Here is a 24,732-nt window from a genome sequence, read left to right as displayed (position 1 = left end):
GCAGTTCCTTGGTCGGTTAAATGTTCTTGAGAGCGCAGCCGCGCGGAGTTTGGGCCTGTTTCTGTCGCTGCCGTGTGAACCGATAGTGAAAAAATCGTCAACGTCACACCGGGTTTATCAATGGGTTTGGCCACTGCACACAGTTCTGGCTCTGCGCCACGCCAGGCCTTAAGCTGCGCGGGCCAAGACGGCCGTTACTGTGTACGGAGGAGGTGCCCATGCGAATTCTATTGGTTGAAGACAACCGCGATATCCTGGCCAATCTGGCCGATTACCTGGGGCTCAAAGGCTACACCGTGGATTGCGCGCAGGACGGTTTGTCTGGCCTGCACCTGGCAGCCACCGAGCACTACGACTTGATCGTGCTCGACATCATGTTGCCCGGCATCGACGGCTATACCCTGTGCAAACGCCTGCGCGAAGACGCTCGCCGTGACACCCCGGTGATCATGCTGACCGCTCGCGATCAACTGGACGACCGGCTGCAAGGCTTCAAGTCCGGGGCCGATGATTACCTGATCAAACCTTTCGCCCTGTCTGAACTGGCCGCGCGGATCGAAGCGGTGATGCGCCGGGCGCAGGGCGGCGGTCGTCGTACCCTGCAAGTCGGCGATCTGAGCTACGACCTCGATACCCTGGAAGTCACCCGCGAAGGGCGCTTGCTGAAACTCAACCCGGTCGGCCTGAAACTGTTGGCCGTGCTGATGCAGAAAAGCCCGCACGTCTTGCGCCGGGAAATTCTCGAAGAGGCCCTGTGGGGCGATGACTGCCCGGACAGCGACAGCCTGCGCAGCCACGTCCACCAATTGCGTCAGGTGATCGACAAGCCGTTCGCCAAGCCGTTGCTGCAAACCGTACACGGTGTGGGTTATCGCTTGGCCGAGGGCCGTGATGGAGTTTAAACAGAGCCTTGCTCAACGGATCATCATCGCCTTTGCGCTGATGAGCGCATTGGTGGCAGGCGCCTTCGCCATGGGCATTGTGGCAACCGTGCACCTGGTGGAAGAAAAACTGATTTCGGCAGGTCTGGGTGGCGATCTGCAACGCCTGTTGTTGATGGACAGTGTCTCGGACTGGAGCCATCGCCCCGAACCAGACCAGCTGTTCTATTTCAGCGGCGGGCCGGGCGATTTCGAGTTGCCCAAGGATTTGCGTCATCTGGAGCCGGGTTTTCACGAGGTGTTCCGGGAGCAGCTGTCGTATCACGCGATGGTCGAAGTCGTCGATGGCCGGCATTATGTGCTGCTGCAAGACCAGAGTGATTTCGAAGAGCGCGAGCGGGTGCTGTTCGCGGTGGTGCTGGTGGGCTTCGTCCTGAGCCTGGCGTTGGCGGTGTTCCTCGGTTGGGTCCTCGCGCGCAAAGTGATGGCGCCGGTGGTGCGCCTCGCTCGGCAGGTGCGTCACCGCGATCAGCTCCTGGGGCTGGCGCCCCCGTTGGCACCGGACTACGCCGCTGATGAAGTGGGCGAGCTGGCGGTAGCCTTCGACGCCACCCTCGGGCGCTTGCGGCAGGCATTGACCCGGGAGCGATTGTTCACCAGCGACGTCAGCCACGAATTGCGCACGCCGTTGATGGTGCTGGCCAGTTCCTGTGAGCTGTTGCTGGAAAACCCCGGCATCGATCAGCGGGGGCGGGCTCAGGTTGAACGAATCGCCCGCGCCTGCGAAGAGATGCGTGAGCTGGTGCAAACCTTCCTGATGCTGGCCCGCGCCCAACATGAAGACGCCAGCATGGCGCCGCAGCAGTCCTTGAGCCAGGTCGCCGGCGGGCTGCTCAGTTTGTGGCGAGAACCGATCGAGGCAAAAGGGCTGTCGCTGATATTTGAACCGGGCAATCCGGCCAGCACTTGCTACAACGCAACCCTGTTGCACGCAGTCATGGGTAACCTGTTGCGTAACGCGCTGCATTACACCGAACGGGGCTTCATCCGTTTGACGCTGACGACTGCCGGTTTCACGGTCGAGGACAGTGGTGTAGGCATTCCCGAGGAGAAACGCGAGGCGATGTTCGAGCCGTTCGTGCGTGGCAACGAGAAACGTGGTGAAGGCCTGGGGTTGGGCCTGTCGCTGGTGCAGCGGATCTGTGAGAACCAGGGGTGGAATGTCAGCCTGACGAACATGGAGCCCAATGGCTGTCGTTTTCAGGTGACGTTGAGTCAGCGCGATAGTTGATTTTGTTGGTGGCCCTCGGCCACTGCCGTCAACCTGTAAAACCTCGAAATAAATCGGGGTTTTACACCACGATTTTTTCACGAAGGCATGACCTGGCGCTGACACACCATTCCTTAGGGTAGTGGTCATCAGAAACGCAGGAGCCCTTCGTGATGGCTGGCCCGATCAAACTTGATTTTTCCGAAAAATACGACGATCAACACGCTCAGAAATACCTGCGCAAACATCAGGACGGACTCGGTCGCCGACTGTCCCATTGGCGTGACGAGCAACTGGCGCGCAAGGCTTTGACACTGGCTGGTGAACCTGGCCTGGTTCTCGATTTACCCTGCGGTGCCGGGCGCTTCTGGCCACTACTGGCGGAAAAAGCCAATCGGGTGATTATCGGTGCGGACAACTCCGAGTCCATGCTGAAGATCGCTTTGAAGGCGCAACCGGCCGATGTGGTGAAACGGGTACAACCCTTGCACACATCTGCGTTCGACATTGCCTTGCCTGATAACGCCGTCGACAGCATTTTTTGTATGCGCTTGCTGCACCACATCGGTGAAGCCGAGCATCGACTGGCCATTCTGCGTGAGTTCGAACGCGTCACGCGTGACAGCGTGATTATTTCGTTGTGGGTAGACGGCAACTTCAAAGCCTGGAAACGCAGGCGGCTTGAAAAAACACGTGGGCATCTCGGTTACCAAAACCGATTTGTGTTACCGGCGGCTACGGTCGAAAAGGAGTTCGAGCAGGCTGGTTTTCGAATCCAGGAACAACTGGACTTTTTACCGCTCTATGCCATGTGGCGGGTTTATGTATTACGCAAGAGGTAACTCAATGGCAGTGCAGTGTGCAGCAGAAACGGACGTCGCTTCCCAAGACCGCTTTGACTATTTCTGGAATCAGCGCGGTGAATGGGTTGAAGAACCCAACGTCCGTCGCGGCGGCGAAAGTGGTGTGCAGCGTATCAAGAGCAGCAAGGGACAACTGCTCTACGTCAAACGTCAGACCGGACATACCTATCGGAGTTGGCTGCATCCTTTCGGTCGGCCGACGGTGTTGCGTGAGCGAGATGCGCTCATGGGCATGCGCCTGATCGACGTGCGCGTTCCGGAAATCGTTTTCTGCGGTGCGCAGCATGACCCGGTTCACAAGTGGCGCGCATTGCTGGTGACCAAGGCACTGGACGGTTTCGAAGAAATCGAACACTGGTATGCAGGCGGTGGTCGCGAGCGTCATGGCGAGGCGGTGCATGATCGGGTCCTGAAGGATCTGGCCGAGAATCTGGCTCGCATGCACAAGGGCCGCTGGCAGCACGGCTGCCTCTATATGAAGCACGTATTCGTACGCGTCACTGGCGAGGGCGAGGCCGCCAGCGTCGAGATTGCCATGCTCGATCTGGAGAAGAGCCGGAAACGTTTGACCGCCCGTCGCGCCGCTACCCATGACATGCGGCAACTGCGCCGCCACTCGTCGTTCAGCGATACGGACTGGAAAAATCTCGTCTACCTTTATGAGATGGCGTTTGGCAGCGCTATCAAAGGTTTATAGCAATGAAACTCGAAATTGCTAGAGGTTTGTTCTTGATAGGAGCCTTGGCAGTTGCTTCACTGGCGGTGGCGGCTTGGGAGCAGCCCCGCACGCAGGTCCTCGGTTCAGTGAACGGGGACGCGCGTTGTCCGATGCCACGGGTTGCGAAGGCGACCGTTGCAACCCAACCCGATCATGATTTATTGCTGTTCATGTTCGGACTTTCTCAAGGACTGAGGCCGCAGAGTTGACCAGATTGAAGCCCAAATAAAAGGCCTCGCAAATGCGAGGCCTTTTTTATGCCCGTTATTGTAGGAGCGAGGCTTGCCCGCGAAGGCGTCGTGCCTGACACACCGCTTTCGCGGGCAAGCCTCGCTCCTACACAGCTTTTTATGGTTTATCGGGTTTAGCCAGCAACGTGTACACGCACGGCAGCACAAACAGCGTAAACAACGTCCCGATCGACATCCCCGTGGCGATCACTGTGCCGATGTCGAACCGGCTGACAGCGCCCGCGCCTGTGGCGATGATCAACGGCACCATGCCAAATACCATTGCCGCGGTGGTCATCAGCACCGGACGCAGACGAATGGCCGCTGCTTCCTCAACCGCTTCGCGCGGCGTCAGGCCCTTGTCCTTGCGCAACTGGTTGGCGAACTCGACGATCAGAATCCCATGCTTGCTGATCAATCCGATCAACGTCACCAGCCCGACCTGGGTGTAGATGTTCATGCTCGACCAGCCGAGGAACAGCGGAATCAGTGCGCCGCAGATCGACAGCGGCACGGTCACCAGAATCACCAGCGGATCGCGGAAGCTTTCGAACTGCGCCGCCAGCACCAGGAAAATGATCGCCAATGCCAAGGCAAAAGTGACCCACAGCGCACTGCCTTCCTGCACGTACTGCCGCGATGCACCGGCATAGTCGACGGCAAAACCTGCGGGTGCCTCTTCCCGGGCAATCTGACGCACCGCGTCGAGGGCTTCACCCATGCTCACCAGCGGGACCCCGGACAGGATCGCCGAGTTGAGCTGCTGGAACTGATTCAGTTGCCGTGGGCGTGCCCGGTCGGTCACGGTAATCAGGGTCGACAGGGCCAGCAGTTCGCCCTTGGTGTTCTTCACGTAATAGTTGTTCAGCCAGTCGGGGTTGTCCCGGAAGGGCCGTTCGACCTGCGCGATGACTTTGTAGCTGCGACCTTCAATGGTGAACCGGTTGATCTCCGCCTCGCCCAGCAACGTCGCCAGCGTGCCGCCCAGATCCTGCATGGACACGCCCATCTGCGCAGCCTTCGCCCGATCGATATCGACCACGACTTCGGGTTTGTCAAAGGCCAGGTCAACGTCGACGAAGGCAAACTTGCCGGACTCCATCGCGCGTTTTTTCACCCGGTCCATCACTTGCAGCAACGACTCGTAATTGTTGGCGGTATTGACGACGAATTGAAACGGCAGCCCTTCGCCGGTTCCCGGCAGGGAAGGCAGGTTGAAGCCGAAAATCTGCAACCCTGGAATGCTTTCCAGTTTGCTCTGGACCGCAGGCAGGATCTGCATTTGCGTGCGCTCACGCTCGTTCCACGGTTTGAGCAGGAAACCGCCAATCCCCGATTGCACGCCGTTGAAGCCGTTGATCTGGAACGAGGAGTAGTACTCGGGAAACGCCTTGAAGATGCTGACGAACTCGTCGGTGTAGGTGTTCAGGTAATCAAGGTTGGTCGGTTGCGGGGCGCTGGCCAGCATGAAAATGACGCCCTGGTCCTCGTCCGGTGCCAGTTCCGATTTGGTGAAGTTGAGCAGCACCGGAATCAGGCACAGCACGATCACCGCGAACACCAGCACCACCGGCCGCGTGTTGAGCGTGCCGTGCAGCATGCGCTGGTAGCGGCGCTTGAGGCCTTCGAAAATCAGGTCCAGCCGATGAGCGAGGCCGCTGGGGTTTTCGTCGTGACGCAGCAGAAAGGCGCACATCATCGGCGACAACGTCAGGGCGACGATGCCGGAGATCACCACCGCACCGGCCAGCGTCAGGGCGAACTCCTTGAACAGCGCCCCGGTGAGGCCGGTCAGGAAGCCGATCGGTGCGTAGACCGCCGCCAGGGTGATGGTCATCGAGACCACCGGCATGGCGATTTCCCGGGCGCCCTCAATGGCGGCGTCCAGCGGCGTCTTGCCTTCTTCGATGTGGCGGTGGATGTTTTCCACCACCACGATGGCGTCGTCCACCACCAGGCCAATGGCCAATACCATCGCCAGCAGGGTCAGCAGGTTGATCGAGTAGCCCATCATCTGCATGAAGAACATCACGCCGATCATCGACAACGGAATGGTCACCACCGGGATCACCACCGAACGCAGCGCACCGAGGAACAGAAACACCACGACGATCACGATCAACACCGCTTCGAACAGGGTTTTCACCACTTCGTCGATCGAGGCCTGGATGAACAGCGTGGCGTCGTAGGCAATTTCACCCTTGAGGTTCGGCGGCAGCTGGGCTTCCAGGTCCGGCATGATCTTGCGCACTTCCTTGATCACGTCCAGCGGGTTGGCGCCGGGCGTTGCCTTGATGCCGATGTACACCGAGGGCGTGCCACCGAAGGAGCTGATGGTGTCGTAGTTTTCCGCGCCCATCTCGACCCGCGCGACATCGCTGAGCAGCACCCGGCTGTCACCGTCGACCTTGAGCGGAATCGCGGCGAAGGCTTCGGCGGATTTGAGCTCGGTGTTGGCGTTGATGCTGGTGACCACGTACTCGCCTTTCACTTCGCCGGCGGCGGAGAGGAAGTTGTACTTGCGCACGGCATCGGTCACATCGCTGGCGCTGAGGCCGAAACCCGCCAGTTTCACCGGGTCCAGCCACAGGCGCATGGCGAATACCTGGTTGCCGAGAATCTCGGCTTCGGCCATGCCTGGCAGGGTCGCCAGTTTTGGCTGAATCACTCGCGACAGGTAATCGGTAATCTGCGGGTTACTCATTTCCTTGCTGAAGAAGCTGATGTACATCAGCGCCGACGCATCGGCGGCTTCCTTGCTCAGTACCGGGTCTTCAGCGTCCTGAGGCAACTGGTTTTTCACCTCGTTGGCCTTGGCCAGCAGCTCGGTGAACAAGCGGTCGCTGTTGGAACCGATGCGCGCGTAGATCGAGATCACCGAGAAGTTCTGGCGACTGACCGAGGTCATGTAGTCGATGCCCTCGGCGCTTGCCAGGCTCTGTTGCATCGGTTGGGTGATGTAGCCCTGAATGGTTTCGGCGTTCGCCCCGGGGTACGCGGTGGTCACCGTGATCAGGGCGTTTTCCATTTGCGGATATTGGCGCAGCGGCAGCTTGCTCCAGGCCTGAAAGCCCAGCAGCACAATCAACAGGCTGACCACGGTGGCGAGCACCGGGCGGCGGATGAACGGGTCGGTAAAAGCCATTGGGGGTTCCTTGATCAGTCAGCGCGTGGCTGACTGTTCTTCTCGGCCAGGGTCTTGTCGTCGCTGATGGCAATGTGCGCACCGTTGTCCAGTTTGATCTGGCCGGCGGTGACCACTTTTTCGCCGTTCTTCACGCCTTTGGTAATCATCACCTGGCCATCGCGTCGCTCGCCGGTTTCGATGAAACGGCGTTCGGCGATCAGGATCGGTTGGCCCTTGTCGTCTTTTTCGACGCTGCCGTCTTCGGTTTTTTTCTGCGTTGCCACGTACAACGAATTGCCGTACAGCGTGTACGTGATCGCGCTTTCCGGCACGACGATGCGCGGCTGCGGGTCGGGCAGCATCACCTGCAGGCTGGCGAACATGCCCGGTAACAGTTTGCCGTCGGGGTTGGCCAGGGTCGCGCGGACCTGCATGTTGCGCGTGCTGTTCTCGATTTTCGGATTGATCGCGCTGATGGTGCCGGGGAAGGTCTGCGCCGGGTAGGCCGCGACGATGATTTCAACCGGCTGGCCGATGGCGATCTTCGGCACCGACTGTTCGGGCACGAAAAAGTCGACGTAGAGACTGCTGAGGTCTTGCAGGGTGGCAATCATGGTGCCGCTGGCAAGGTAGTCGCCAACGTCCACCTGCCGAATGCCGATGGTCCCGCTGAAGGGGGCAACGATGCTTTTTTTGCCGAGCGCAGCCTTGAGTTGATTGACCGTGGCTTTGCTTTTTTTCAGCACCGCCGAAAGTCGGTCGAACTCACCTTTGGAAATGGCCTGGCTGCCCACCAGTTGGCTACCGCGACCGTAATCGAGCTGGGCCAGCCCGAGGTCGGCCTGGGCGGTTTCCAGCAAGGCACTTTCCACGGCGCTGTCGAGGCGCAGGAGTGGTTGACCTACCTTGACCTTCTGCCCTGACTCGAACTGCAAATCGATGACGGTGCCGTCGGTCTCCAGGCTCAGGTCCACGCCTTGCAGCGCCTTGAGCGTGCCGACGGTAGGCAGGCGTTCCTGCCACGGTTGCTCGGTAGCAGTAGCCACGGCGACGCTGATCGGCGGTTTCGGCACAGCGAAGCCTTGAATCATCGTGTAGATGGAGAAGGCTTTGTAACCGGCCAGAACCAGCACGATCAGCAAAACAACACCCAACATGATCAGCATGCGGCGACGCAGCATATTTCCACTTCCTTGGAGAAAATCAGGTGAGACAGTCGGGCACATTACTCCGAGTGTGCCGGGTATTCCAACTGCCACTTTTCACAGGCAGGCGCAAAACCTGTAGGAGCAGAGCTTGCTCGCGAAAGCGGCGGCACATGCAAAATGGATGTGCCTGACACACCGCTTTCGCGAGCAAGCTCAGCTCCTACAAGAGCGGGGCAGTCAGATGAGGTGCAGGTGGTTATCCCAGAGCCCCGCAGGCAGTTCGAGAGGTTTTGCAACAAGGTTTGTCTGGCGGCAATCGTAGTACCGGCATCGGCCTTGACCCGAGGTCACGACAAAACCGTCGGCCACTGCACCCACCCCGGCGCAATCGGGAAGCGGCGCATCCAGGCGCACTTCACCGCTGTCCATGTCCCAGATGAAAAAGCGATTGCCCCGCGGCGCCGTCAACGCGACCAGGCGCAAATCACTGTGCACCGCGACGCTGGCGGTGTAATGCCCCATGGCCTGCAACTGATGCTCGGGCACCGGGAACGCCACGAACGGTTGCCCCGGACGCTTGATCGCCAACAGCTCCGACGACTCATGGGACGGCCCCATGAATTGCTGACCGGCGACGATGGTGCCATCGCTGGCGATCCCCAGGTGCCGCACGCTGTTCATCTGTTGCGCGAGGGTTTCCTTGCTCAGCAATGTACCGTCGCGCTGCATCAGCACCAGGCTTGGTTCCATGGCGTTGAGGTTCATCTCGACGCGGCTTTCAGCCTCGGTGCGAATGCCGCCGTTGGCCACCACCAGGGTTTCGCCATCGGGCATCCACGACACCTGATGCGGGCCGATGCCATGGGTCGAAATCTCGCCGCTGTGCACCAGACGCTCGCCTTCGAACTTGTACACGCCGAGCAAGCCGCGACCGGGATCGGACGTGTCGTTCTCGGTGGCGTACAGCCAGTCGCCGCTCTGGTGAATCACCGCGTGACCGTAGAAGTGCCGGTTCGGTTGCGAGGCCACGGTTTGCAGCAGCGTGCCGTCGCGCAGGTCGATCAGGTAACTTTCGGTGCCCGGACGCCGGGCGACGAACAGCGCGATCGGCAGCGTCGGGTGGTTGATGATGTCGTGGCAACGCTGGCCGACCTGGGTAGCGAACACCCGCGTACCGTCCAGCCGATAACCGACGGCGTAGTGCTTGCCGTCGCCATCGTCCCGCGCCGAGAGCAGCAACGGGCTCTTGTCCTTTTGCTTGAACAGCGTCCAGCCGCCCAGTGTCACTGCTCCCAGCAGCAAACTACCTAACGTCAGAGCCTGTCGTCGCAGCATGGCACTCGCCCTCATCAGTCACCGTCGTTGGCGTTGAAGCCCAGTTGGATGCCCAGCGCCTTGGCCAGTTCGCCTTCGTGCAGGCGGTGGACGACGTTGAGGCTGTCGTAGATGTCGTTGAGCTGCTGGCGACCGGCGTCGTCGTTGAGCATTTCAGTCAGCGAGCGCTGGTTGCTGGCGAACAGTTTCAGGGACGCGGCGTAGGCGGCGTCGATCTTGTCGGCCAAAGGTTTCTGCTCGCTTGGCAGCAAGCCACGCAGGCCTTTGTTGTCGACGCCTTCCCACACGGTTTTGGCGGCGGCGAGGCTCGCTTCCATACTCGTCAGGGATGACTGGCTGCGCCACTGGTCAGCCTGGAATGGTTGCGGCACACCCTTGGTCTGGCGGCCCATCGGCGTGCCGAGTTTTTTCTTCAGGCTGTCGAGAGCGGTGACCTGTACACGCAGCAGATCGGCAATCGCCTCGTGGGAGTCGGCGTAGCGCTGGTTCGGGAATTTGCTCAACTGCGCGAGCATGCCGTCGGTGTTGTTCCAGGTTTGCAGAATTTCTTCGGCCAGCTGTTTCTGACGCTCGCCAATGGCTTTCAGCAGAGGGCAATACTTGGCTTTTTGCGCCTCGTTGGCCACGTCAGGCTTGCTGTCGAACAGGATGTATTCGTAGGCCGAGAGGCCTTGCACCACAACGCTGGATTTGGCCAGGGCGGTGGCATCGATCTGCGGTTGCGCGGTCACCAGTTGCTCGACCTGACGGCCCACCAGGTTTTTCTTGTCCGGCCAGAATTGCACCTGCCAGGCGCGATTGCCTTCGGCCAGCGGCCCGATCAGCAACGGTTGCAGCTCGGCCCAGGCTTTCTGCGCATGCAGGAAATCGGCACGGGCGGTGTCGAGGTTTTCCTTGCCTTCGCAATAGGCCAGCGCACTGACGGCCAACTGGCGATCGGCTTCAACCCAGCGCGTGTAGGTCGGCAGGATCACCGACTTGGCGATGGCCGCCGACGTGACAGCCTGCGGATCCTGCGGTGAGCAGGCGCCGAGGGCGAGTGCGGCAAGGCTGGTGAACAACAACTTGGGACGGAACATTTAGGGCTCCCGCTAAGGAATACGTTTAAAGGGAATTCAAAAACGCCAGCAACGCCGCGCGCTGCTCGGCATTGAAAGACAAAACCTGTTGCTGGGCCGCTTTTGCTTCGCCGCCATGCCAGAGCACGGCTTCGAGCAGATTGCGGGCGCGGCCGTCATGCAGGAACTGGGTGTGGCCACTGACTGCCTGCGTCAGGCCGATGCCCCACAACGGCGGCGTGCGCCAGTCGCGGCCACTGGCCTGGAATTCACTGCGGTTGTCGGCCAGGCCGTCGCCCATGTCGTGCAGCAGCAGATCGCTGTAAGGGCGAATCACTTGATTGGCCAGTTCAGGTTCTGCCGCGTTGGCGGCGGTGGTGTATTTGGGTGTGTGGCAGGACTGGCAACCAGCCTGGAAAAACAGGCTCTTGCCGGCCAGCACTTGCGGAGTGCCGACATCGCGGCGGGCCGGTACGGCAAGGTTACGGCTGTAGAACAGCACCAGACGCAGAATGTTATCGCTGACTTCCGGTTCGCCGTCCGGGCCGTTGCCGTTCGGCGCCTGTTTGCAGGCGGTTTGCGCCTCGGTGCAGTCATCAAAGGGCCTCAGGCTGGTCGTGAGGCCCATATCACCAGAAAACGCGTGAACATTCTGTTGATTGAGGTTCGGTTGCCCGGCCTTCCAGCCGAATCGGCCGAGGACGGTTTTCTGCAGGGCGTCATCCCAGACCTGGTTCGGTCGGCCATTGATGCCGTTTTTCTCTTTGGCCTGCGCGGCGGCATTGGCGAGGATCGCTTCTTCCGGGATCGCCTCGAGCAGCCCGAGGCCAATCATCGGCGGGGCGACGCGCGCCGAGAAACGCGTGTCCGGGTGCATCGGGCCGTAGCCGAGTTGGGTGATCTGCAATGTCGGCTTGCGCAACTCGACTTCGGTGCCGTCCTTGAAACGCACCGGCACCGGCGTGTAATCAACCCGAACCTTGCCTTCCGGAACCACGCCGGGCACCGACATGTCCTGGAACTGGCCGCCGTAGACCGGCTCGGGCACGACACCTTGCTGCTCGATGATTTTGGCGTAGGTTGGTGAATCGGGTATCGACAGGCGCACCAGCATCGAAACGGCATTCAATGCATCAGGTGCAGGCGGGTGACCGCGACCGTCCTTGATATGGCAGCCCTGGCAAGCATTGGTGTTGAACAGTGGGCCGAGGCCGTCGCGGGCCGTGGTGGTCGACGGGGCGATCACCCAGGGGTTGCGGAAGAAGCTGTTGCCGACGCTGAAGTCCACGCGCCGTGACGGCGGCAGGTTGGCGGAGGGCAGGGAAAAGGCGTTCTGATCGGTCTTGCGCACGGTCGCGCTGCCACCGGACCTGGCTTCACCGGGTTCGGCCTGGGTAAAACGCGGGGCGTCATCGCAGGCACTCAGGCCCAGGGCCAGAAACAGTGCGGACAAGCGAAGAGGCAGCGAGGGCATCAGACATCCTGCAAGACGAGCAAAACAAGGGCGCAAAGTCTAACAGGGCAGGGGAGATTGAATAAGAGGAATTATCGTTTGGTTGATGTGGCGCAGGTTTGGTGGGCGTCCATTGGTTGGATGCGATCGTTGTAGGAGCGAGGCTTGCCCGCGAAAGCGGTTTGTCAGTCAACGATGATGTCGTGTGTGATGCCGTCTTCGCGGGCAAGCCTCGCTCCTACAATGATCTGTGTTGGGCTGGCATGAAAAAGGCGACCCGAAGGTCGCCTTTTTTATTCAGCCAGCGTTGATCAAAATTCGTGATCAGCGTTGTCCGGGTTCAGGTCGCTGATGCCCAGCTTGCCAGCGGCAGCTTCGATCGAACCGGTCTGCTTGACCAGCGAAGCGATGGCGTCACGAACGATCTGGTTGCCAGCGGTGTTGCCGGCAGCGATCAACTGGTCGTAGTGCTCACCCTTGTTGGCGTGATCGACAATGACCTGCATCTTGGCTTCGGTCGCAGCCAGGTCGGCTTTCAGTGCGGTGTCGGCCGCCGGGTCAGCCTTGGCCACCAGAGAGGACAGGCTGGCGCCGGTCATTTTGGTGCCGTCGACACGGGTGTATTCGCCCAGGTACACGTTACGAATGCCTTTGGCATCGTAGAACTGCGAGTTGTGGGTGTTGTCGCTGAAGCAGTCGTGTTCGTCTTCAGGGGAGTTGGCTTCCAGGGAAACCTTCATGCGCTCGCCCGCCAGTTCGCCCAGGGACAGGCTGCCCATGCCGAACAGCATTTTGCGCAGGCCGGAATCCACCGGTTCCGCTTCCAGGGTGGCGCGGTAGTTGTCGGCCACGTTCGGCTTCCAGTTACCGACCATTTCTTCCAGGTCGCTGACCAGCAGTTGGGTCACGGACTTCAGGTAAGCGCGACGACGATCGTTGTGACCGCCGGTGGCGCCTTTGCCTTCCAGGTAGTCGGAGGCTGGACGGTTGCCGGCGCCAGGGCCGGTGCCGTTCAGGTCCTGGCCCCACAGCAGGAATTCGATGGCGTGGTAGCCGGTGGCGACGTTGGCCTCGGAACCACCCAGCTCGTTCAGGCTGGCGAGTTTTTCCGGGGTGATGTCTTTGACGTCGATCTTGTCTTCGCCGACCTGAACTTGAGTGTTGGCGATGATGTTGGCGGTCGCGCCCGGGTTACCCAGTGCGTGCTCGTAGGATTTGTCGACGTAGTCGATCAGGCCTTCGTCCAGTGGCCAGGCGTTCACCTGACCTTCCCAGTCGTCGATGATGGTGTTGCCGAAGCGGAACACTTCGCTCTGCAGGTAAGGAACGCGAGCAGCGATCCAGGCAGCCTTGGCGGCTTTCAGGGTGTCGGCGTTCGGCTTCGCGAGGAAGGCGTCGACGGCGGTTTGCAGGGTTTTCGCGGTGGATTCGGCATCGCTGTAAACGGCGAAGACGATGTCGGCGTAATGTGCGACAACGGCTTTGGCAGCGGCTTCGTCGACTTTGCCGGCAGCAGCTGGTGCAGGCGCAGCGGCCGGGGCCGTGGTAGTGGCGGCTGGCGTAGGCGCTGGGGCGGCAGCTTTGTCTTTGCCTTCGCCACAACCGGCGAGGGAAATAGCGATGGCCAACAGACTGGCGGTAGCCAGAGGCATACGAATCATGGCGAACATCCTGCTTCGAGAGGGGGTGGAATGGCGCAGCTAGCGCGCAAAACTGCGACATAATGCAAATCTTTCGCATTATGTGTAAAGAGTTGTTCTTGGAAATATTTCTTATTCAGATAGCGGATGTTGCACTTTGTAGGAGCGAGCCTGCTCGCGATGAACGTGAACGATAACGCGTGCAGACTGAAAGAATGCGTCGCCTTGGAGTTCATCGCGAGCAGGCTCGCTCCTACAGGAACCCTACAAAATAGCCGCGTTACTGCGTTGGGCCTGCTTGAGATAGGCGCCCAGTTCTCGCGCCGGCAGTGGCTTGCTGTAAAAGTAGCCCTGACCTTCGTGGCAGCCTTCGGAAATGATGTAGGCCTCTTGCTCGACGGTTTCCACCCCCTCTGCAATGACCTGCATGCCAAGGCTCTTGCCCAACTGGATGATGGCCCGAACGATGGTTGCATCGTCGTCGTCATCGAGCAGGTCTTGTACGAAGCTCTTGTCGATCTTGATCTTGTCCAGCGGCAGGCTTTTCAGGTAACTCAGCGATGAGTAACCGGTGCCGAAGTCGTCGATGGCGATCAACGCACCGGAGCGACGAAGGCTCAGCAGGTGCTGGGCGGCGGTGCTGATGTCTTCCATCAGGCCGGTTTCGGTGACTTCCAGCTCCAGGCTGCGCGGTGGCAGGCGGTACATTTGCAGCAGGTTATTGACCACCCGCGGCAGCTCGGCGTGGTGCAACTGCACCGTGGACAGGTTCACCGCCATGCGCAGGTCGGTGAAGCCCTGGTCATGCCAGTCGCGCAATTGTTTACAGGCCTGATCCAGCACCCATTCGCCAATGGCAATGATGGTGCCGTTCTGCTCGGCCAGCGGGATGAACAGGTCCGGCGGCACCAGCCCGTGTTCGGGATGTTGCCAGCGAATCAATGCTTCGACGCCCACCACCCGGTGATCGCGGTAGCTGATCTGCGGCTGGTAGACGAGGTAGAACTGGTCGCGGATCAACGCGTCGCGCAGGTCCTTTTCCAGTTCGCGACGGCGACGCATCTCGGTGTCGACACTGGCGATATAGAACTGGTAGCGGTTGCGCGAGCGAGTCTTGGCCAGGGTCATGGTCTGCTCGGCTTTTTGCAGCAGCTTCTCGGTGCTGTCGCCATCCTCGGGGAACAGGGTGATGCCGATGGTGGCGCGCAGGCGAATCTCTTGATGATCGAGGGCGAATGCCGCTTCCAGGTCATCGAGAATGCTTTGCGCCAGTTCGGCGGCTTCGTAGGGTTGTTCGATATCGGCCTGAACCAGGGCGAACTGATCGCCGCCCAGTCGGGCGAGGGCGCCAAGGCGACCGCTGTGGCCCCGCAGGCGATCAGCCAGCGCCAGCAGCAGTTGGTCGCCGGTCTGATAGCTGAATTGTTCGTTGATGCCCTTGAAGTCATCGAGGCCGACACACAACACCGCGACCCGGCGTTGCAGTTTGCCAGCGTCGACGAGGATCTTGTCCAGTTGCTGTTGCAATTGCTGGCGGTTCGGCAGGCCAGTGAGGAAGTCGTACTGGGCCATGCGCAGCAGGCTGTTTTCCGCTTCGTGGCGCAGGTGGGTGTTGCGCTCGATGGACTCGAGCAACTGATTGGCGGTGTTGATCCAGATGCCCAGTTCGTTTTTCTCGTGGCCTCTGAGCTGTGGAATCTTGTGCTCGCTGGGGCGGTCCGGGTTGATTTCGGTCAGGTGCTCGATGATCCGCGACAGCGGTTTGGTCAGCAGCCAGTGGTAGACCAGATACAGCACCAGCCCCATGGCGAGGGCGCGCAATACCCCGGAAATGAAGATGATCACCGAGCTGACGATGAACCCTTGTCCGTAGGTGGCGGTGTCGAGGGTGATGCTCAGGTCGCCGTAGTACTCACTGTACGGGCCGCGACCCACCAGTTGAGTGGTGAAGGTGCGTTCCTTGCCGAGGATCAGGTCGGTCAGCCAGCGGCTGTTGGATTGCTGCAACTCGCGGGATTTTTGCGCCAGCATGGCTTCATTGGGGTGGCCGATGGAGGCCTGGCGGACGGCGTCGTCCTGAAACAGGCCTTCAATCACTTGCATGCCCATCTCCCGGTCCAGGCTGTAGACGGCCTGGGTCGAGGGGTCGCGGAACATGTCGAGGATGCGCTGGGCATCGCCTGCCACGGCCTGGCGTGTTTTATAGGCATCGAAAACGATCTGCGCGCAGCTCAAGACCACGCCGACGATCAATGCCGACAGGAGCACGACCCGGAGCAACTTCACCGACAAGCTGTTCTTGAGTTCCAGCTTCAAAGAGTCATTCCTTGTTCCGTGCAGGTAGCATCAAGTTGCCATGAGTATTGGCAATCCGGTGATGGCAGTCAAAGGGACAATCAAACACAGGGGAATTTGCCTGTGGGTTGGCCGAAATGCTGTTGCCTGGAGTATTTGCCCTATTAGTACTGTGTCGGTAGTCGAGTCCTTCAACTTGAGGGGGATTTGGACTTATTTTCCATTTGGTTGATGGTAGACGGGTATGGCGTTGGGGCAAGGGAGGGAAGGCTGGTTTCATTATCGGAAATCGGCCCTCTATGGATTCAACTTGTTTCCCTGTAGGAGCCGGCTTGCCGGCGATGGCGGCGTCATGGCGGACCATTTTTTTGGGGTGTACATATCCATTGCTGCGGTAACGGCCACTTAGGGTTTCGCCCTTACGGCGAGTCCCTTTTGTCAAACGCCACAAAAGGAACCAAAAAGTCTTGCCCCAGCGTCCGGCCCCTCGCTTAGGCTCGGCGTTCCCTCGCTCCGGTCCTGCTCCGTGGGCCCGCCGCCATCGGCCATCCATGGCCGGGGGCGGCTAGCCCGGCATCCATGCCGGGCTGCCCACTGCGCAGAACCTCCACTCGGCCTCCCGAAGGGGCGCTCAGATCAAAAGCTGAAGGCGAGCTAACGCTCGGCCTGATGAGTGGTGAGAAGCGGCTGGGCGCCGACCTGCTTTTGTAGGAGCCGGCTTGCTGGCGATGACGGCCTGACAGCCAACCTGCTTCCACGACTGTACCCACCCCCTGTAGGAGCCGGCTTGCCGGCGATGGCGGCCTGACAACCAACCTGTTTTCACGGCTGTCCCCGGACCTTGTAGGAGCCGGCTTGCTGGCGATGGCGTCCTGACAACCAACCTGCTTCCACGACTGTCCCCGGACCTTGTAGGAGCCGGCTTGCCGGCGATGGCGGCCTGACAGCCAACCTGCTTTCGCGGCTGTACCCACCCCCTGTAGGAGCCGGCTTGCCGGCGATGGCGGCCTGACAGCCAACCTGCTTTCGCGGCTGTACCCACCCCCTGTAGGAGCCGGCTTGCCGGCGATGGCGTCCTGACAACCGACCTGTTTTCACGGCTGTACCCGGACTTTGTAGGAGCCAGCTTGCTACGGGCGGTGTTCCGACGATGGCGTCAGAACTACCGACCCGTTCTACGGGAACACCTGGCTTTGTACGTTTCCAGACCCATAAAAAAACCCGGCAAAAGCCGGGTTTTTTGACTGGCGTCGAGCTTAAGCGGTGAAGGTTTTGCCTTCGAACTGCTCAGCCACGAATTTCCAGTTGACCAGGTTCCAGAACGCTTCGACGTATTTCGGACGAACGTTGCGGTAGTCGATGTAGTAAGCGTGTTCCCAGACGTCGCAGGTCAGCAGCGGGGTGTCGCCGTTGGTCAGCGGGTTGCCGGCGCCGATGGTGCTGGCCAGGGCCAGGGAACCGTCAGCCTTTTTCACCAGCCAGCCCCAACCGGAACCGAAGGTGCCGATGGAAGTCTTGCTGAATTCTTCCTTGAACTTGTCGAACGAACCGAAGGAAGCATTGATGGCTTCAGCCAGTGCGCCGGTTGGTTGACCGCCGGCGTTTGGCGCCAGGCAGTTCCAGTAGAAAGTGTGGTTCCAGACTTGAGCGGCGTTGTTGAAGATACCGCCCGAGGAAGACTTGACGATCTCTTCCAGGGTCTTGCCTTCGAACTCGGTGCCTGGCACCAGGTTGTTCAGGTTCACGACGTAGGTGTTGTGGTGCTTGTCGTGGTGGTACTCCAAGGTTTCCTTGGAAATGTGCGGCTGCAGGGCATCGTGTGCGTAAGGCAGCGGCGGCAATTCGAAAGCCATGATGATTCTCCTAATCAGGTCAGTTGCGGTGAGCGCAAGGCCGATCACGGGCGGCCAGACAAGCGCCGGGGAGTTTGTACTCTTTGCGGCGCATCGAACCGGATCATAGCACCGGGGGTGCGGCATAACCACGCAACAACTGTGTGGAATAGAGGTTCCAGAGCCATTTGGAATATCAGGTAGCGATGATCAGTTGGCCGGCAACGGCGAACATCATGACGGCCACCAACAAATCAAGGATCCGCCATGTGCTTGGCCGAGCCAGCCATGGCGCCAACCATGCGGCGCCCAGCGCCAACGTGAAAAACCAAAGCAGCGAAGCGCTGGCCGCGCCGACAACGTAAGCCCCGGGCTCGGTTTGTTGCGCACCGAGAGAGCCAATCAGCAACACGGTATCCAGATAAACATGCGGGTTGAGCAAGGTCACCGCCAGGGCGCTGAGCATCACCGCGCGCAGTGAGCGTACCGTCTGGTTTTCACCCTGTTGCAGGCTTTGCTTCGAGCAGGCCCGGCGCAGCGCGAGGCTGCCGTACCACAGCAGAAACGCCGCACCGCCCCAGCGAGCGATGGCCAGCAATGTCGGGTTTTGCGCCAGCACGGTCGCCAGACCGAATACACCGGCCGCTACCAGCAACGCGTCGCAGGTCACGCAGAGCGCCGCCACCGGCAGGTGGTGTTCGCGTCGCAGGCTCTGGGCCAGCACAAACGCATTCTGAGTGCCGATAGCCATGATCAGCCCCGCGGCCACCAACAGGCCGTTCACATAGCTTTGCCACATAAGTTTTACTCCGCGTTGGCTGCCAGATCCCGCAACACTTGCAGGGCGCGTTCGGCATCGGCCTGGCCGACGAATAAATGGTCGTGGAAGTAACCGGCGATCACGTTGCAACTGATCCCGGCCTGGCCCAGCGCGGTGGCGAACGCGGCGGTCAGGCCGACGGCTTCCAGGGCCGAATGCACGTTGAGGGTGATCCAGGCTGCGACGTAGTCGAAGCTGAAACCGGCCCGTTCTGCGTGGGAACGTTCCAGAATCACCGTCAGACCTTCCTGCTCGCGAAAGCTGCCGACAATCTCAAGGTTCGATGGCAATTGACCGTCCCGCAGGGTGCAGAACACGTATTCGCCAGCGTTGAGTTGCGGGCTCATGCTGCGTAGCAGTGTTGCCAGTGAAGTTTCGCCAGCCATGTCGGTAATCCTTGTTCAAGAGTTCTTGCCGCGCATTCTCTGCTGCTAACCTGTATAAGAAAAATCAATCATGCTGATCGCTCATTAGGAAAACTGATGTTCGACTATAAATTGCTTTCTGCGTTGGCCGCCGTGATCGAGCAGGCCGGTTTTGAACGTGCCGCAAAGGTGCTCGGCTTGTCGCAATCGGCGATCTCCCAGCGCATCAAACTGCTGGAGGCGCGGGTCGGCCAGCCGGTGCTGGTGCGGATGGCGCGACCGGCGCCGACGGAAATCGGCCGGCGTTTGCTCAACCATGTGCAGCAGGTGCGCTTGCTGGAGCGGGACTTGCAAACGCTGGTGCCGGCGCTGGATGAAGAAGGCTTGCCGGAGCGTCTGCGCATCGCCCTGAACGCCGACAGCCTCGCCACCTGGTGGGCCGAGGCGGTCGGCGACTTTTGTGCCGAGCAACATTTGCTGCTCGACCTGGTGGTCGAAGACCAGACCGTCGGCCTCAAACGCATGCGTGCAGGCGAAGTGGCGGCGTGCGTCTGTGCCAGCGAACGTCCGGTGGCGGGTGCGCGCAGCGTCCTGTTGGGCGCCATGCGTTATCGCGCGCTGGCCAGCCCGGCGTTCATCGCCCGGCATTTTCCGCATGGCGTGCGCGCTGATCAGTTGTCGAAAACGCCGGCGCTGGTGTTTGGGCCGGACGATTTCCTACAGCATCGCTACCTCGCGTCCCTCGGCGTAGACGGCGGTTTCGAACACCATTTATGCCCGTCATCCGAAGGCTTCATTCGCCTGACGGAAGCCGGTCTCGGCTGGGGACTGGTGCCGGAATTGCAGGTGCGCGAGCAACTTGAGCGCGGCGTTCTGGTGGAGCTTTTGCCAGATAAGCCCATCGATGTGCCGCTGTACTGGCATCATTGGCGCAATGGCGGTCAGTTGCTGGGGTTGCTGACCGATCAATTGGTGCGCTCGTCGAAGCAATGGCTGGTGCCGTTGACCTGACCGGCAGCGTCAAGACCTCACGCACTACGCAAAACGAAATATTCGGAGCACTACATGAAGATTCTGGTCACCGGCGCAAGCGGCTTCATCGGCGGGCGCTTTGCGCGTTTCGCCCTGGAGCAGGGCCTGGACGTGCGGGTCAACGGTCGCCGGGCCGAAAGCGTCGAACATCTGGTGCGCCGTGGCGCCGAGTTCATTGCGGGCGACTTGAGCGACCCGCAACTGGCGCGCGATCTGTGTTCCGACGTCGAAGCCGTGGTGCATTGCGCCGGTGCTGTCGGCGTGTGGGGACGCTATCAGGACTTTCATCAAGGCAACGTGCAGGTCACCGAAAACGTGGTCGAAGCCTGCCTGAAGCAACGCGTGCGGCGACTGGTGCATTTGTCCTCGCCGTCGATCTACTTCGACGGCCGCGATCACCTCGGATTGACCGAAGAGCAGGTGCCCAAGCGCTTCAAGCATCCCTACGCCGCGACCAAATTCCTGGCCGAGCAAAAGGTCTTCGGCGCCCAGGAGTTCGGCCTCGAAACCCTGGCCCTGCGCCCGCGTTTCGTGACCGGTGCCGGTGACATGAGTATCTTCCCGCGACTGCTGAACATGCAACGCAAAGGTCGCCTGGCAATCATCGGAAACGGTTTGAACAAGGTTGATTTCACCAGCGTGCAAAACCTCAACGAAGCGTTGCTCAGCAGCTTGCTGGCCGGCGGTTCGGCGTTGGGCAAGGCCTACAACATCAGCAACGGCACGCCAATTCCGTTGTGGGACGTGGTCAATTACGTCATGCGCAAAATGGACGTCCCACAGGTGACCCGCTACCGTTCCTACGGGTTGGCCTACGCCGTGGCGGCGCTCAACGAGGGTGCGTGCAAGCTGTGGCCGGGTCGCCCCGAGCCGACCCTGTCGCGCTTGGGCATGCAAGTGATGAACAAAAATTTCACCCTGGACATCAGCCGCGCGCGGCATTATCTGGACTACGACCCGAAGGTCAGTCTCTGGACTGCGCTCGATGAGTTCTGCGGCTGGTGGAAGGCTCAGGACATTCACTGACAAACCCCGTTACTGAACGCAGAGTGGGGTTCAGGGTCAATCGATGCGGCTGACGGGTTTATACTTCGCCCCATCAAGCCATCACCGCGTTCCACAAAGGTTGACTCAATGTCCATGCGTAACGATGCCAACGACGACTTCGACGATGTACCGAGCCTGCGTGCCGACAGCCTCGACGACGATGATTTTGTACCCACCGCCCGCACCGCCGTGCATTCGCGCACGCCGCCGGTGGTCAAGGTCAGGGCGGCCAGCACCGGTCCGTTGTGGGCGCTGGTCGGTGCCTTGTTCTTTGCGTTCGCTGGCCTTGCGTGGTGGAGCTTTCAGCAGATCTCGCTGATGGAACAGCAACTGGTGGCGACCCAGGAAAGTTTCGCGCGTATCAGTGAGGATGCGGCGGGACGCTTGCAGGACATTTCCGGCAAGGTGGTCGCCAGTCAGACCAACGTCACCAGCGACAGCGAAGCGCTGAAACTGCAAATCAGGCAGCTGGAAAGCAAACTCCAGGACCAGAGCAAACAGCAGCAGGGCGTTGCCGGCCAGACGTCGGACCTGGACAAGCGTCTGGCGCAAATGACTGCGCAAACCGCCGATCTGGACAAGCGCCTGGCGCAAGCCACCGCCCAGAACACCGAGCACCAGACCGTCAACACGCAATTGCAGGCCCAGGTCAAAGCCCTGAGCAGCGAACTGGCCGCCCTGAAAAGCGCCCCGGCGGATACTGAAAAATTCGAAGCCCAGCTAAAAAGCCTCGGCGCCGACATCACTGCGCTGAAAAAACAAGGCAACCCGAGCGCCGCCATCGAACGTCTGGAACAAGACCTGATCGTGCTCAAAAGCGAACAGGACAACCGCCCGGCCGCCGCGTCAGGCCCGTCCAGTACCGCCGAGTTCGACGCCTTCCGTAGCCAGGTCACCCGCAACATCAACACCCTTCAGGCGCAGATTCAGAATTTGCAGCAACAGTTGCGGGCCAGGCCTTGAGGCTGAAGGCGCGGTAATTCGCTGCAATACCATTTTGCAGACTGCGGTTCGCTGAATATCCATACATACCCCATTGCCGTCTACGCTCTTCAAACACCGAAGAGAACGAGGGATGCGCAATGGGGTTTTTGCACAGGTTGGCCCTGCTGGGCGGGATGCTGTTGCTGTGCCTGGGGCAGGCGCAAGCCGCCGGGACCGAGAAGGACGACAGCCAGGCCGCCATCGCCTTGCTGGAAAAAGCCCTGGCCTATTACCACGACAATGGCGACAAGGCATTCGCGGCCTTCAGTCGTCAGGGCGAGTTTGTCGACAAGGACCGCTACGTGTTCGTGCTCGATACCAAAGGCGTGATGCTCGCCAGCGGTGGGCCTTCTTCGGCGTTGATCGGGCGTGATGTATCGGATGTGCTCGGGCCGGATTTGCAGAAGGCTTTCAAGGACGCGTTGAAAGTGCCGGAGGGCAATGGCATTCAGCAAGCGGAGTATCGCTGGCAGAACTGGTCCGACGGCAAGGTCGAACGCAAGCATGTGTTCTACCAACGGGTCGGCCAGCGGATTCTGGCGGTGGGTTACTACTTGCCACGGGCGTCGGCGGAGCAGGCGATGGCGTTGCTGAACAAAGCGGCGACCGATCTGGCCAAGGACGAGAAGGGCACGCTCACGTCGATCAACTCGCTCAAGGGCGGTTATTTGCAGGATGACTTGTATGTGTTCGTCGTCAACCTGGATACCCAGCGTTACGTCGCCCACGGTACAAATCTGCGCTTGATCAATACCGATTTCGGCAAGATCAAGGACCCTGAAGGCAAACCGGTCGGCGAGCCGATCCTGGCGTTGATGGCCGGGCAGGATTATGGCGAATACGCGTATCGGTGGAAAAACCCCGTGACCGGCAAGGTCGAGGACAAGCATGCGTACCTGAAGAAGGTCGGGCAATTTCTGGTGGCTGTGGGGTATTACAGCCCTTGAATCTCTATCACATGGGATGACGTCTTCGCGGGCAAGCCTCGCTCCTACAGGTTTGCATGGCTCTTGTAGGAGCGAGGCTTGCCCGCGAAGGCCGCGACTCGGTTCAACTACCGAGCCTTGTCTTCCCGCCCACGCAACACCCGGTTCGGCATGGCAATCGCCGCCGCCAACCCAAGCAACGACACCGCCGCACTGACCATCAACAAATGCCGGAAGGTCAGCAGCAGTTCGGCGCGCAAGGCGTTCTGCGCATCCCCCGGCGCGGCGTTCAGGCCATCCAGCAAAACGTTCCCGGAGCTGCCCTCGGCAATCAGCGTAGAGCCGGCCAGATGGGCGAAACTCGAGTCTTGCAGCAATGCCAGCAACAACGCCGACATCAACGCCACGCCCACCGCGCCGCCCAGGGAGCGGAACAGGTTGGTGGTGCTGGTCGCCACGCCGATGTCCCGTTGTTCCACCGAATTCTGCGTCCCGACCAAGGACGTCGGGAATTGCATGCCGGAGGCGATCCCGCTGAGCACCATGAACAGACTGCTGAGCACCACCGCCTGTGGCGGACTGAACGCCATCCCGAGGATCGAGATCGGCATGAGGAGGGCGCCCGCGAGAATCATCGGTTTATAGCGCCCGGTCACCGAGGTTCGGCGCCCGGCGAAATACGCGCCGATCGGCAAACCCATGGCCAGTGGCAACAGGTGCAGCGCGGCACTGTCGGCCCCGGCGCCGGTCACGCTCTGGAAGCGCAACGGCATCAGCACAATCAACGAAATCGCCTGGAAACTGGTGAAGAAAATCGTGCACCAGCACAGGATCGCATTGCGGTTGGCGAACAGGTGCATCGGCAGCAACGGCTCCCGTGCACGGCGCTCATGCCCGACGAACAACGCCAGGACCACCACCGCACAACCCAGCAAACCCAGCACCTCGGCGCTGCGCCACGAATGCCCCTGGCCGACCTGAGTAATGCCGAGCAACAAGGCGGTCAAACCGATGATCATCAACACGGTGCCGAGGTAATCGATGATCGGTTTGCGCTGCGGCACCGGGAGCCCGACCAAGGTGTGACGGGCGACCAGCCAGGCGCCAAGGCCCAGCGGCAGGTTGATCAGGAACACCCAGCGCCAGGACAGGTATTCGGTCATGTAACCGCCGAGCACCGGCCCGGCGACGCTGGCCACCGCGTACATGCTGCTGAAATAGCCCTGATAACGACCGCGTTCGCGAGGCGGCACGATGTCGCCGATGATCGCCTGGCTGACCGAAATCATCCCGCCGGCGCCAATGCCCTGAAGAATCCGCGCCAGCACCAGTTGCTCCATGCTCTGGGCCATGCCGCAGAAGAACGAAGCAATCGTGAACAGCCCCATGCCGAACAGCATCAACTTGCGCCGACCGTACAGGTCGCCGAGTTTGCCGTAGATCGGCACGGCCACGGTCATCGCCACCATGTAGCCGGAAATCACCCAGGCCAACAAGCTGACGTCCTTGAACTGCGCGGAGATGGCGGGCATCGATACAGCGACGATCGTCTGATCCAGCGCCCCGAGAAAGATGGCCAGCATCAGGGCGATCAGCACGCTCCGGATGGCCGGTTTGGGCGTTTCAGGCTGGTTGAGATTGGTCACGGGAAAACCTGCGGGCAGTGAGGGTCCCGCAGGAGGCAAGGGCGAGCGGGGATGCTCGCCAG

The 24,732-nt window shown here is 60.5% G+C and carries 20 protein-coding genes; 9 read left to right on the top strand and 11 right to left on the bottom strand.

Annotation, left to right across the window (positions count from 1 at the left end; genetic code table 11):
- The first annotated feature begins 218 nt into the window (after window positions 1-218).
- From colR to K5R88_RS14880, 5 genes are all read left to right on the top strand, one after another.
- Window positions 219-902, top strand: coding sequence for a two-component system response regulator ColR (gene colR, locus K5R88_RS14900; protein WP_008032118.1), 684 nt, complete (start codon window positions 219-221; stop codon window positions 900-902).
- Window positions 892-2,172, top strand: coding sequence for a sensor histidine kinase (locus K5R88_RS14895; protein WP_223450289.1), 1,281 nt, complete (start codon window positions 892-894; stop codon window positions 2,170-2,172). The genes colR and K5R88_RS14895 overlap by 11 nt, the downstream gene beginning before the upstream one ends.
- 152 nt (window positions 2,173-2,324) lie before the next feature.
- Complete coding sequence (locus K5R88_RS14890; protein WP_223450288.1) at window positions 2,325-2,993, top strand: class I SAM-dependent methyltransferase; 669 nt, start codon at window positions 2,325-2,327, stop codon at window positions 2,991-2,993.
- A gap of 4 nt (window positions 2,994-2,997) precedes the next feature.
- Window positions 2,998-3,711, top strand: coding sequence for a lipopolysaccharide kinase InaA family protein (locus K5R88_RS14885; RefSeq protein WP_226300194.1), 714 nt, complete (start codon window positions 2,998-3,000; stop codon window positions 3,709-3,711).
- Window positions 3,712-3,713: 2 nt separating this feature from the next.
- Entirely contained in the window at window positions 3,714-3,941 is a 228-nt protein-coding gene (locus K5R88_RS14880) for a hypothetical protein (RefSeq protein ID WP_032828991.1), read from the top strand.
- A 139-nt stretch (window positions 3,942-4,080) separates the two neighbouring features.
- Here the strand turns inward: K5R88_RS14880 and K5R88_RS14875 are convergent, their stop codons facing one another.
- The 10 genes from K5R88_RS14875 to K5R88_RS14830 all read right to left on the bottom strand — a co-directional run bounded on the left by K5R88_RS14875 (window position 4,081) and on the right by K5R88_RS14830 (window position 19,056).
- Window positions 4,081-7,107, bottom strand: coding sequence for a multidrug efflux RND transporter permease subunit (locus K5R88_RS14875; protein ID WP_008036474.1), 3,027 nt, complete (start codon window positions 7,105-7,107; stop codon window positions 4,081-4,083).
- A 14-nt stretch (window positions 7,108-7,121) separates the two neighbouring features.
- A complete protein-coding gene (locus K5R88_RS14870) occupies window positions 7,122-8,270 on the bottom strand; it encodes an efflux RND transporter periplasmic adaptor subunit (protein ID WP_223437347.1) in 1,149 nt (382 codons plus the stop codon).
- A gap of 204 nt (window positions 8,271-8,474) precedes the next feature.
- Complete coding sequence (locus K5R88_RS14865) at window positions 8,475-9,572, bottom strand: DUF1513 domain-containing protein (RefSeq protein ID WP_192228595.1); 1,098 nt, start codon at window positions 9,570-9,572, stop codon at window positions 8,475-8,477.
- 14 nt (window positions 9,573-9,586) lie between these two features.
- Complete coding sequence (locus tag K5R88_RS14860) at window positions 9,587-10,651, bottom strand: imelysin family protein (RefSeq protein WP_008036511.1); 1,065 nt, start codon at window positions 10,649-10,651, stop codon at window positions 9,587-9,589.
- 25 nt (window positions 10,652-10,676) lie between these two features.
- Window positions 10,677-12,104 carry a di-heme oxidoreductase family protein gene (locus tag K5R88_RS14855; protein ID WP_223555070.1) on the bottom strand — a complete coding sequence of 476 codons (1,428 nt, stop codon included), beginning with the start codon at window positions 12,102-12,104 and terminating at the stop codon, window positions 10,677-10,679.
- A gap of 290 nt (window positions 12,105-12,394) precedes the next feature.
- Entirely contained in the window at window positions 12,395-13,744 is a 1,350-nt protein-coding gene (locus tag K5R88_RS14850) for an imelysin family protein (protein WP_008032101.1), read from the bottom strand.
- A 243-nt stretch (window positions 13,745-13,987) separates the two neighbouring features.
- Entirely contained in the window at window positions 13,988-16,039 is a 2,052-nt protein-coding gene (locus K5R88_RS14845) for a putative bifunctional diguanylate cyclase/phosphodiesterase (RefSeq protein WP_207285848.1), read from the bottom strand.
- A 1,235-nt stretch (window positions 16,040-17,274) separates the two neighbouring features.
- Window positions 17,275-17,871, bottom strand: a complete 597-nt coding sequence (locus K5R88_RS14840) for a superoxide dismutase (protein WP_008034365.1) — start codon at window positions 17,869-17,871, stop codon at window positions 17,275-17,277.
- A gap of 175 nt (window positions 17,872-18,046) precedes the next feature.
- Entirely contained in the window at window positions 18,047-18,649 is a 603-nt protein-coding gene (locus tag K5R88_RS14835) for a LysE/ArgO family amino acid transporter (protein ID WP_008034357.1), read from the bottom strand.
- A 5-nt stretch (window positions 18,650-18,654) separates the two neighbouring features.
- Window positions 18,655-19,056 (bottom strand): ACT domain-containing protein, encoded by a 402-nt coding sequence (locus K5R88_RS14830; RefSeq protein ID WP_008034352.1) that lies wholly within the window; start codon window positions 19,054-19,056, stop codon window positions 18,655-18,657.
- A 96-nt stretch (window positions 19,057-19,152) separates the two neighbouring features.
- Between K5R88_RS14830 and K5R88_RS14825 the strand changes: the two genes are divergently transcribed.
- From K5R88_RS14825 to K5R88_RS14810, 4 genes are all read left to right on the top strand, one after another.
- Window positions 19,153-20,046, top strand: a complete 894-nt coding sequence (locus tag K5R88_RS14825; protein WP_008034351.1) for a LysR family transcriptional regulator ArgP — start codon at window positions 19,153-19,155, stop codon at window positions 20,044-20,046.
- 54 nt (window positions 20,047-20,100) lie between these two features.
- Window positions 20,101-21,093 carry an NAD-dependent epimerase/dehydratase family protein gene (locus K5R88_RS14820; protein WP_223450281.1) on the top strand — a complete coding sequence of 331 codons (993 nt, stop codon included), beginning with the start codon at window positions 20,101-20,103 and terminating at the stop codon, window positions 21,091-21,093.
- 108 nt (window positions 21,094-21,201) lie between these two features.
- Window positions 21,202-22,077 carry an ATPase gene (locus tag K5R88_RS14815; protein WP_223450280.1) on the top strand — a complete coding sequence of 292 codons (876 nt, stop codon included), beginning with the start codon at window positions 21,202-21,204 and terminating at the stop codon, window positions 22,075-22,077.
- Between the two features lie 119 nt (window positions 22,078-22,196).
- Entirely contained in the window at window positions 22,197-23,045 is an 849-nt protein-coding gene (locus K5R88_RS14810) for a cache domain-containing protein (protein ID WP_226300193.1), read from the top strand.
- A gap of 107 nt (window positions 23,046-23,152) precedes the next feature.
- Here the strand turns inward: K5R88_RS14810 and K5R88_RS14805 are convergent, their stop codons facing one another.
- Window positions 23,153-24,670 (bottom strand): MDR family MFS transporter, encoded by a 1,518-nt coding sequence (locus K5R88_RS14805; RefSeq protein ID WP_008042013.1) that lies wholly within the window; start codon window positions 24,668-24,670, stop codon window positions 23,153-23,155.
- Between the last annotated feature and the right edge of the window lie 62 nt (window positions 24,671-24,732).

It is taken from the genome of Pseudomonas sp. MM213, assembly GCF_020423045.1.
GTDB classification, from domain to species: domain Bacteria; phylum Pseudomonadota; class Gammaproteobacteria; order Pseudomonadales; family Pseudomonadaceae; genus Aquipseudomonas; species Aquipseudomonas migulae.
This window is presented reverse-complemented; position numbering and strand designations above follow the sequence as displayed.

What these genes read in the sequence shown, in the direction of transcription:
- K5R88_RS14885 (WP_226300194.1), top strand. Translation starts at nt 2,998, where the DNA reads ATGGCAGTGCAGTGTGCAGCAGAAACGGACGTCGCTTCCCAAGACCGC.
- colR (WP_008032118.1), top strand. Translation starts at nt 219, where the DNA reads ATGCGAATTCTATTGGTTGAAGACAACCGCGATATCCTGGCCAATCTG.
- K5R88_RS14840 (WP_008034365.1), bottom strand. Translation starts at nt 17,871, where the DNA reads ATGGCTTTCGAATTGCCGCCGCTGCCTTACGCACACGATGCCCTGCAG.
- K5R88_RS14860 (WP_008036511.1), bottom strand. Translation starts at nt 10,651, where the DNA reads ATGTTCCGTCCCAAGTTGTTGTTCACCAGCCTTGCCGCACTCGCCCTC.
- K5R88_RS14850 (WP_008032101.1), bottom strand. Translation starts at nt 13,744, where the DNA reads ATGATTCGTATGCCTCTGGCTACCGCCAGTCTGTTGGCCATCGCTATT.
- K5R88_RS14820 (WP_223450281.1), top strand. Translation starts at nt 20,101, where the DNA reads ATGAAGATTCTGGTCACCGGCGCAAGCGGCTTCATCGGCGGGCGCTTT.
- K5R88_RS14870 (WP_223437347.1), bottom strand. Translation starts at nt 8,270, where the DNA reads ATGCTGCGTCGCCGCATGCTGATCATGTTGGGTGTTGTTTTGCTGATC.
- K5R88_RS14815 (WP_223450280.1), top strand. Translation starts at nt 21,202, where the DNA reads ATGTCCATGCGTAACGATGCCAACGACGACTTCGACGATGTACCGAGC.
- K5R88_RS14865 (WP_192228595.1), bottom strand. Translation starts at nt 9,572, where the DNA reads ATGCTGCGACGACAGGCTCTGACGTTAGGTAGTTTGCTGCTGGGAGCA.
- K5R88_RS14875 (WP_008036474.1), bottom strand. Translation starts at nt 7,107, where the DNA reads ATGGCTTTTACCGACCCGTTCATCCGCCGCCCGGTGCTCGCCACCGTG.
- K5R88_RS14895 (WP_223450289.1), top strand. Translation starts at nt 892, where the DNA reads ATGGAGTTTAAACAGAGCCTTGCTCAACGGATCATCATCGCCTTTGCG.
- K5R88_RS14835 (WP_008034357.1), bottom strand. Translation starts at nt 18,649, where the DNA reads ATGTGGCAAAGCTATGTGAACGGCCTGTTGGTGGCCGCGGGGCTGATC.
- K5R88_RS14830 (WP_008034352.1), bottom strand. Translation starts at nt 19,056, where the DNA reads ATGGCTGGCGAAACTTCACTGGCAACACTGCTACGCAGCATGAGCCCG.
- K5R88_RS14855 (WP_223555070.1), bottom strand. Translation starts at nt 12,104, where the DNA reads ATGCCCTCGCTGCCTCTTCGCTTGTCCGCACTGTTTCTGGCCCTGGGC.
- K5R88_RS14880 (WP_032828991.1), top strand. Translation starts at nt 3,714, where the DNA reads ATGAAACTCGAAATTGCTAGAGGTTTGTTCTTGATAGGAGCCTTGGCA.
- K5R88_RS14810 (WP_226300193.1), top strand. Translation starts at nt 22,197, where the DNA reads ATGGGGTTTTTGCACAGGTTGGCCCTGCTGGGCGGGATGCTGTTGCTG.
- K5R88_RS14890 (WP_223450288.1), top strand. Translation starts at nt 2,325, where the DNA reads ATGGCTGGCCCGATCAAACTTGATTTTTCCGAAAAATACGACGATCAA.
- K5R88_RS14825 (WP_008034351.1), top strand. Translation starts at nt 19,153, where the DNA reads ATGTTCGACTATAAATTGCTTTCTGCGTTGGCCGCCGTGATCGAGCAG.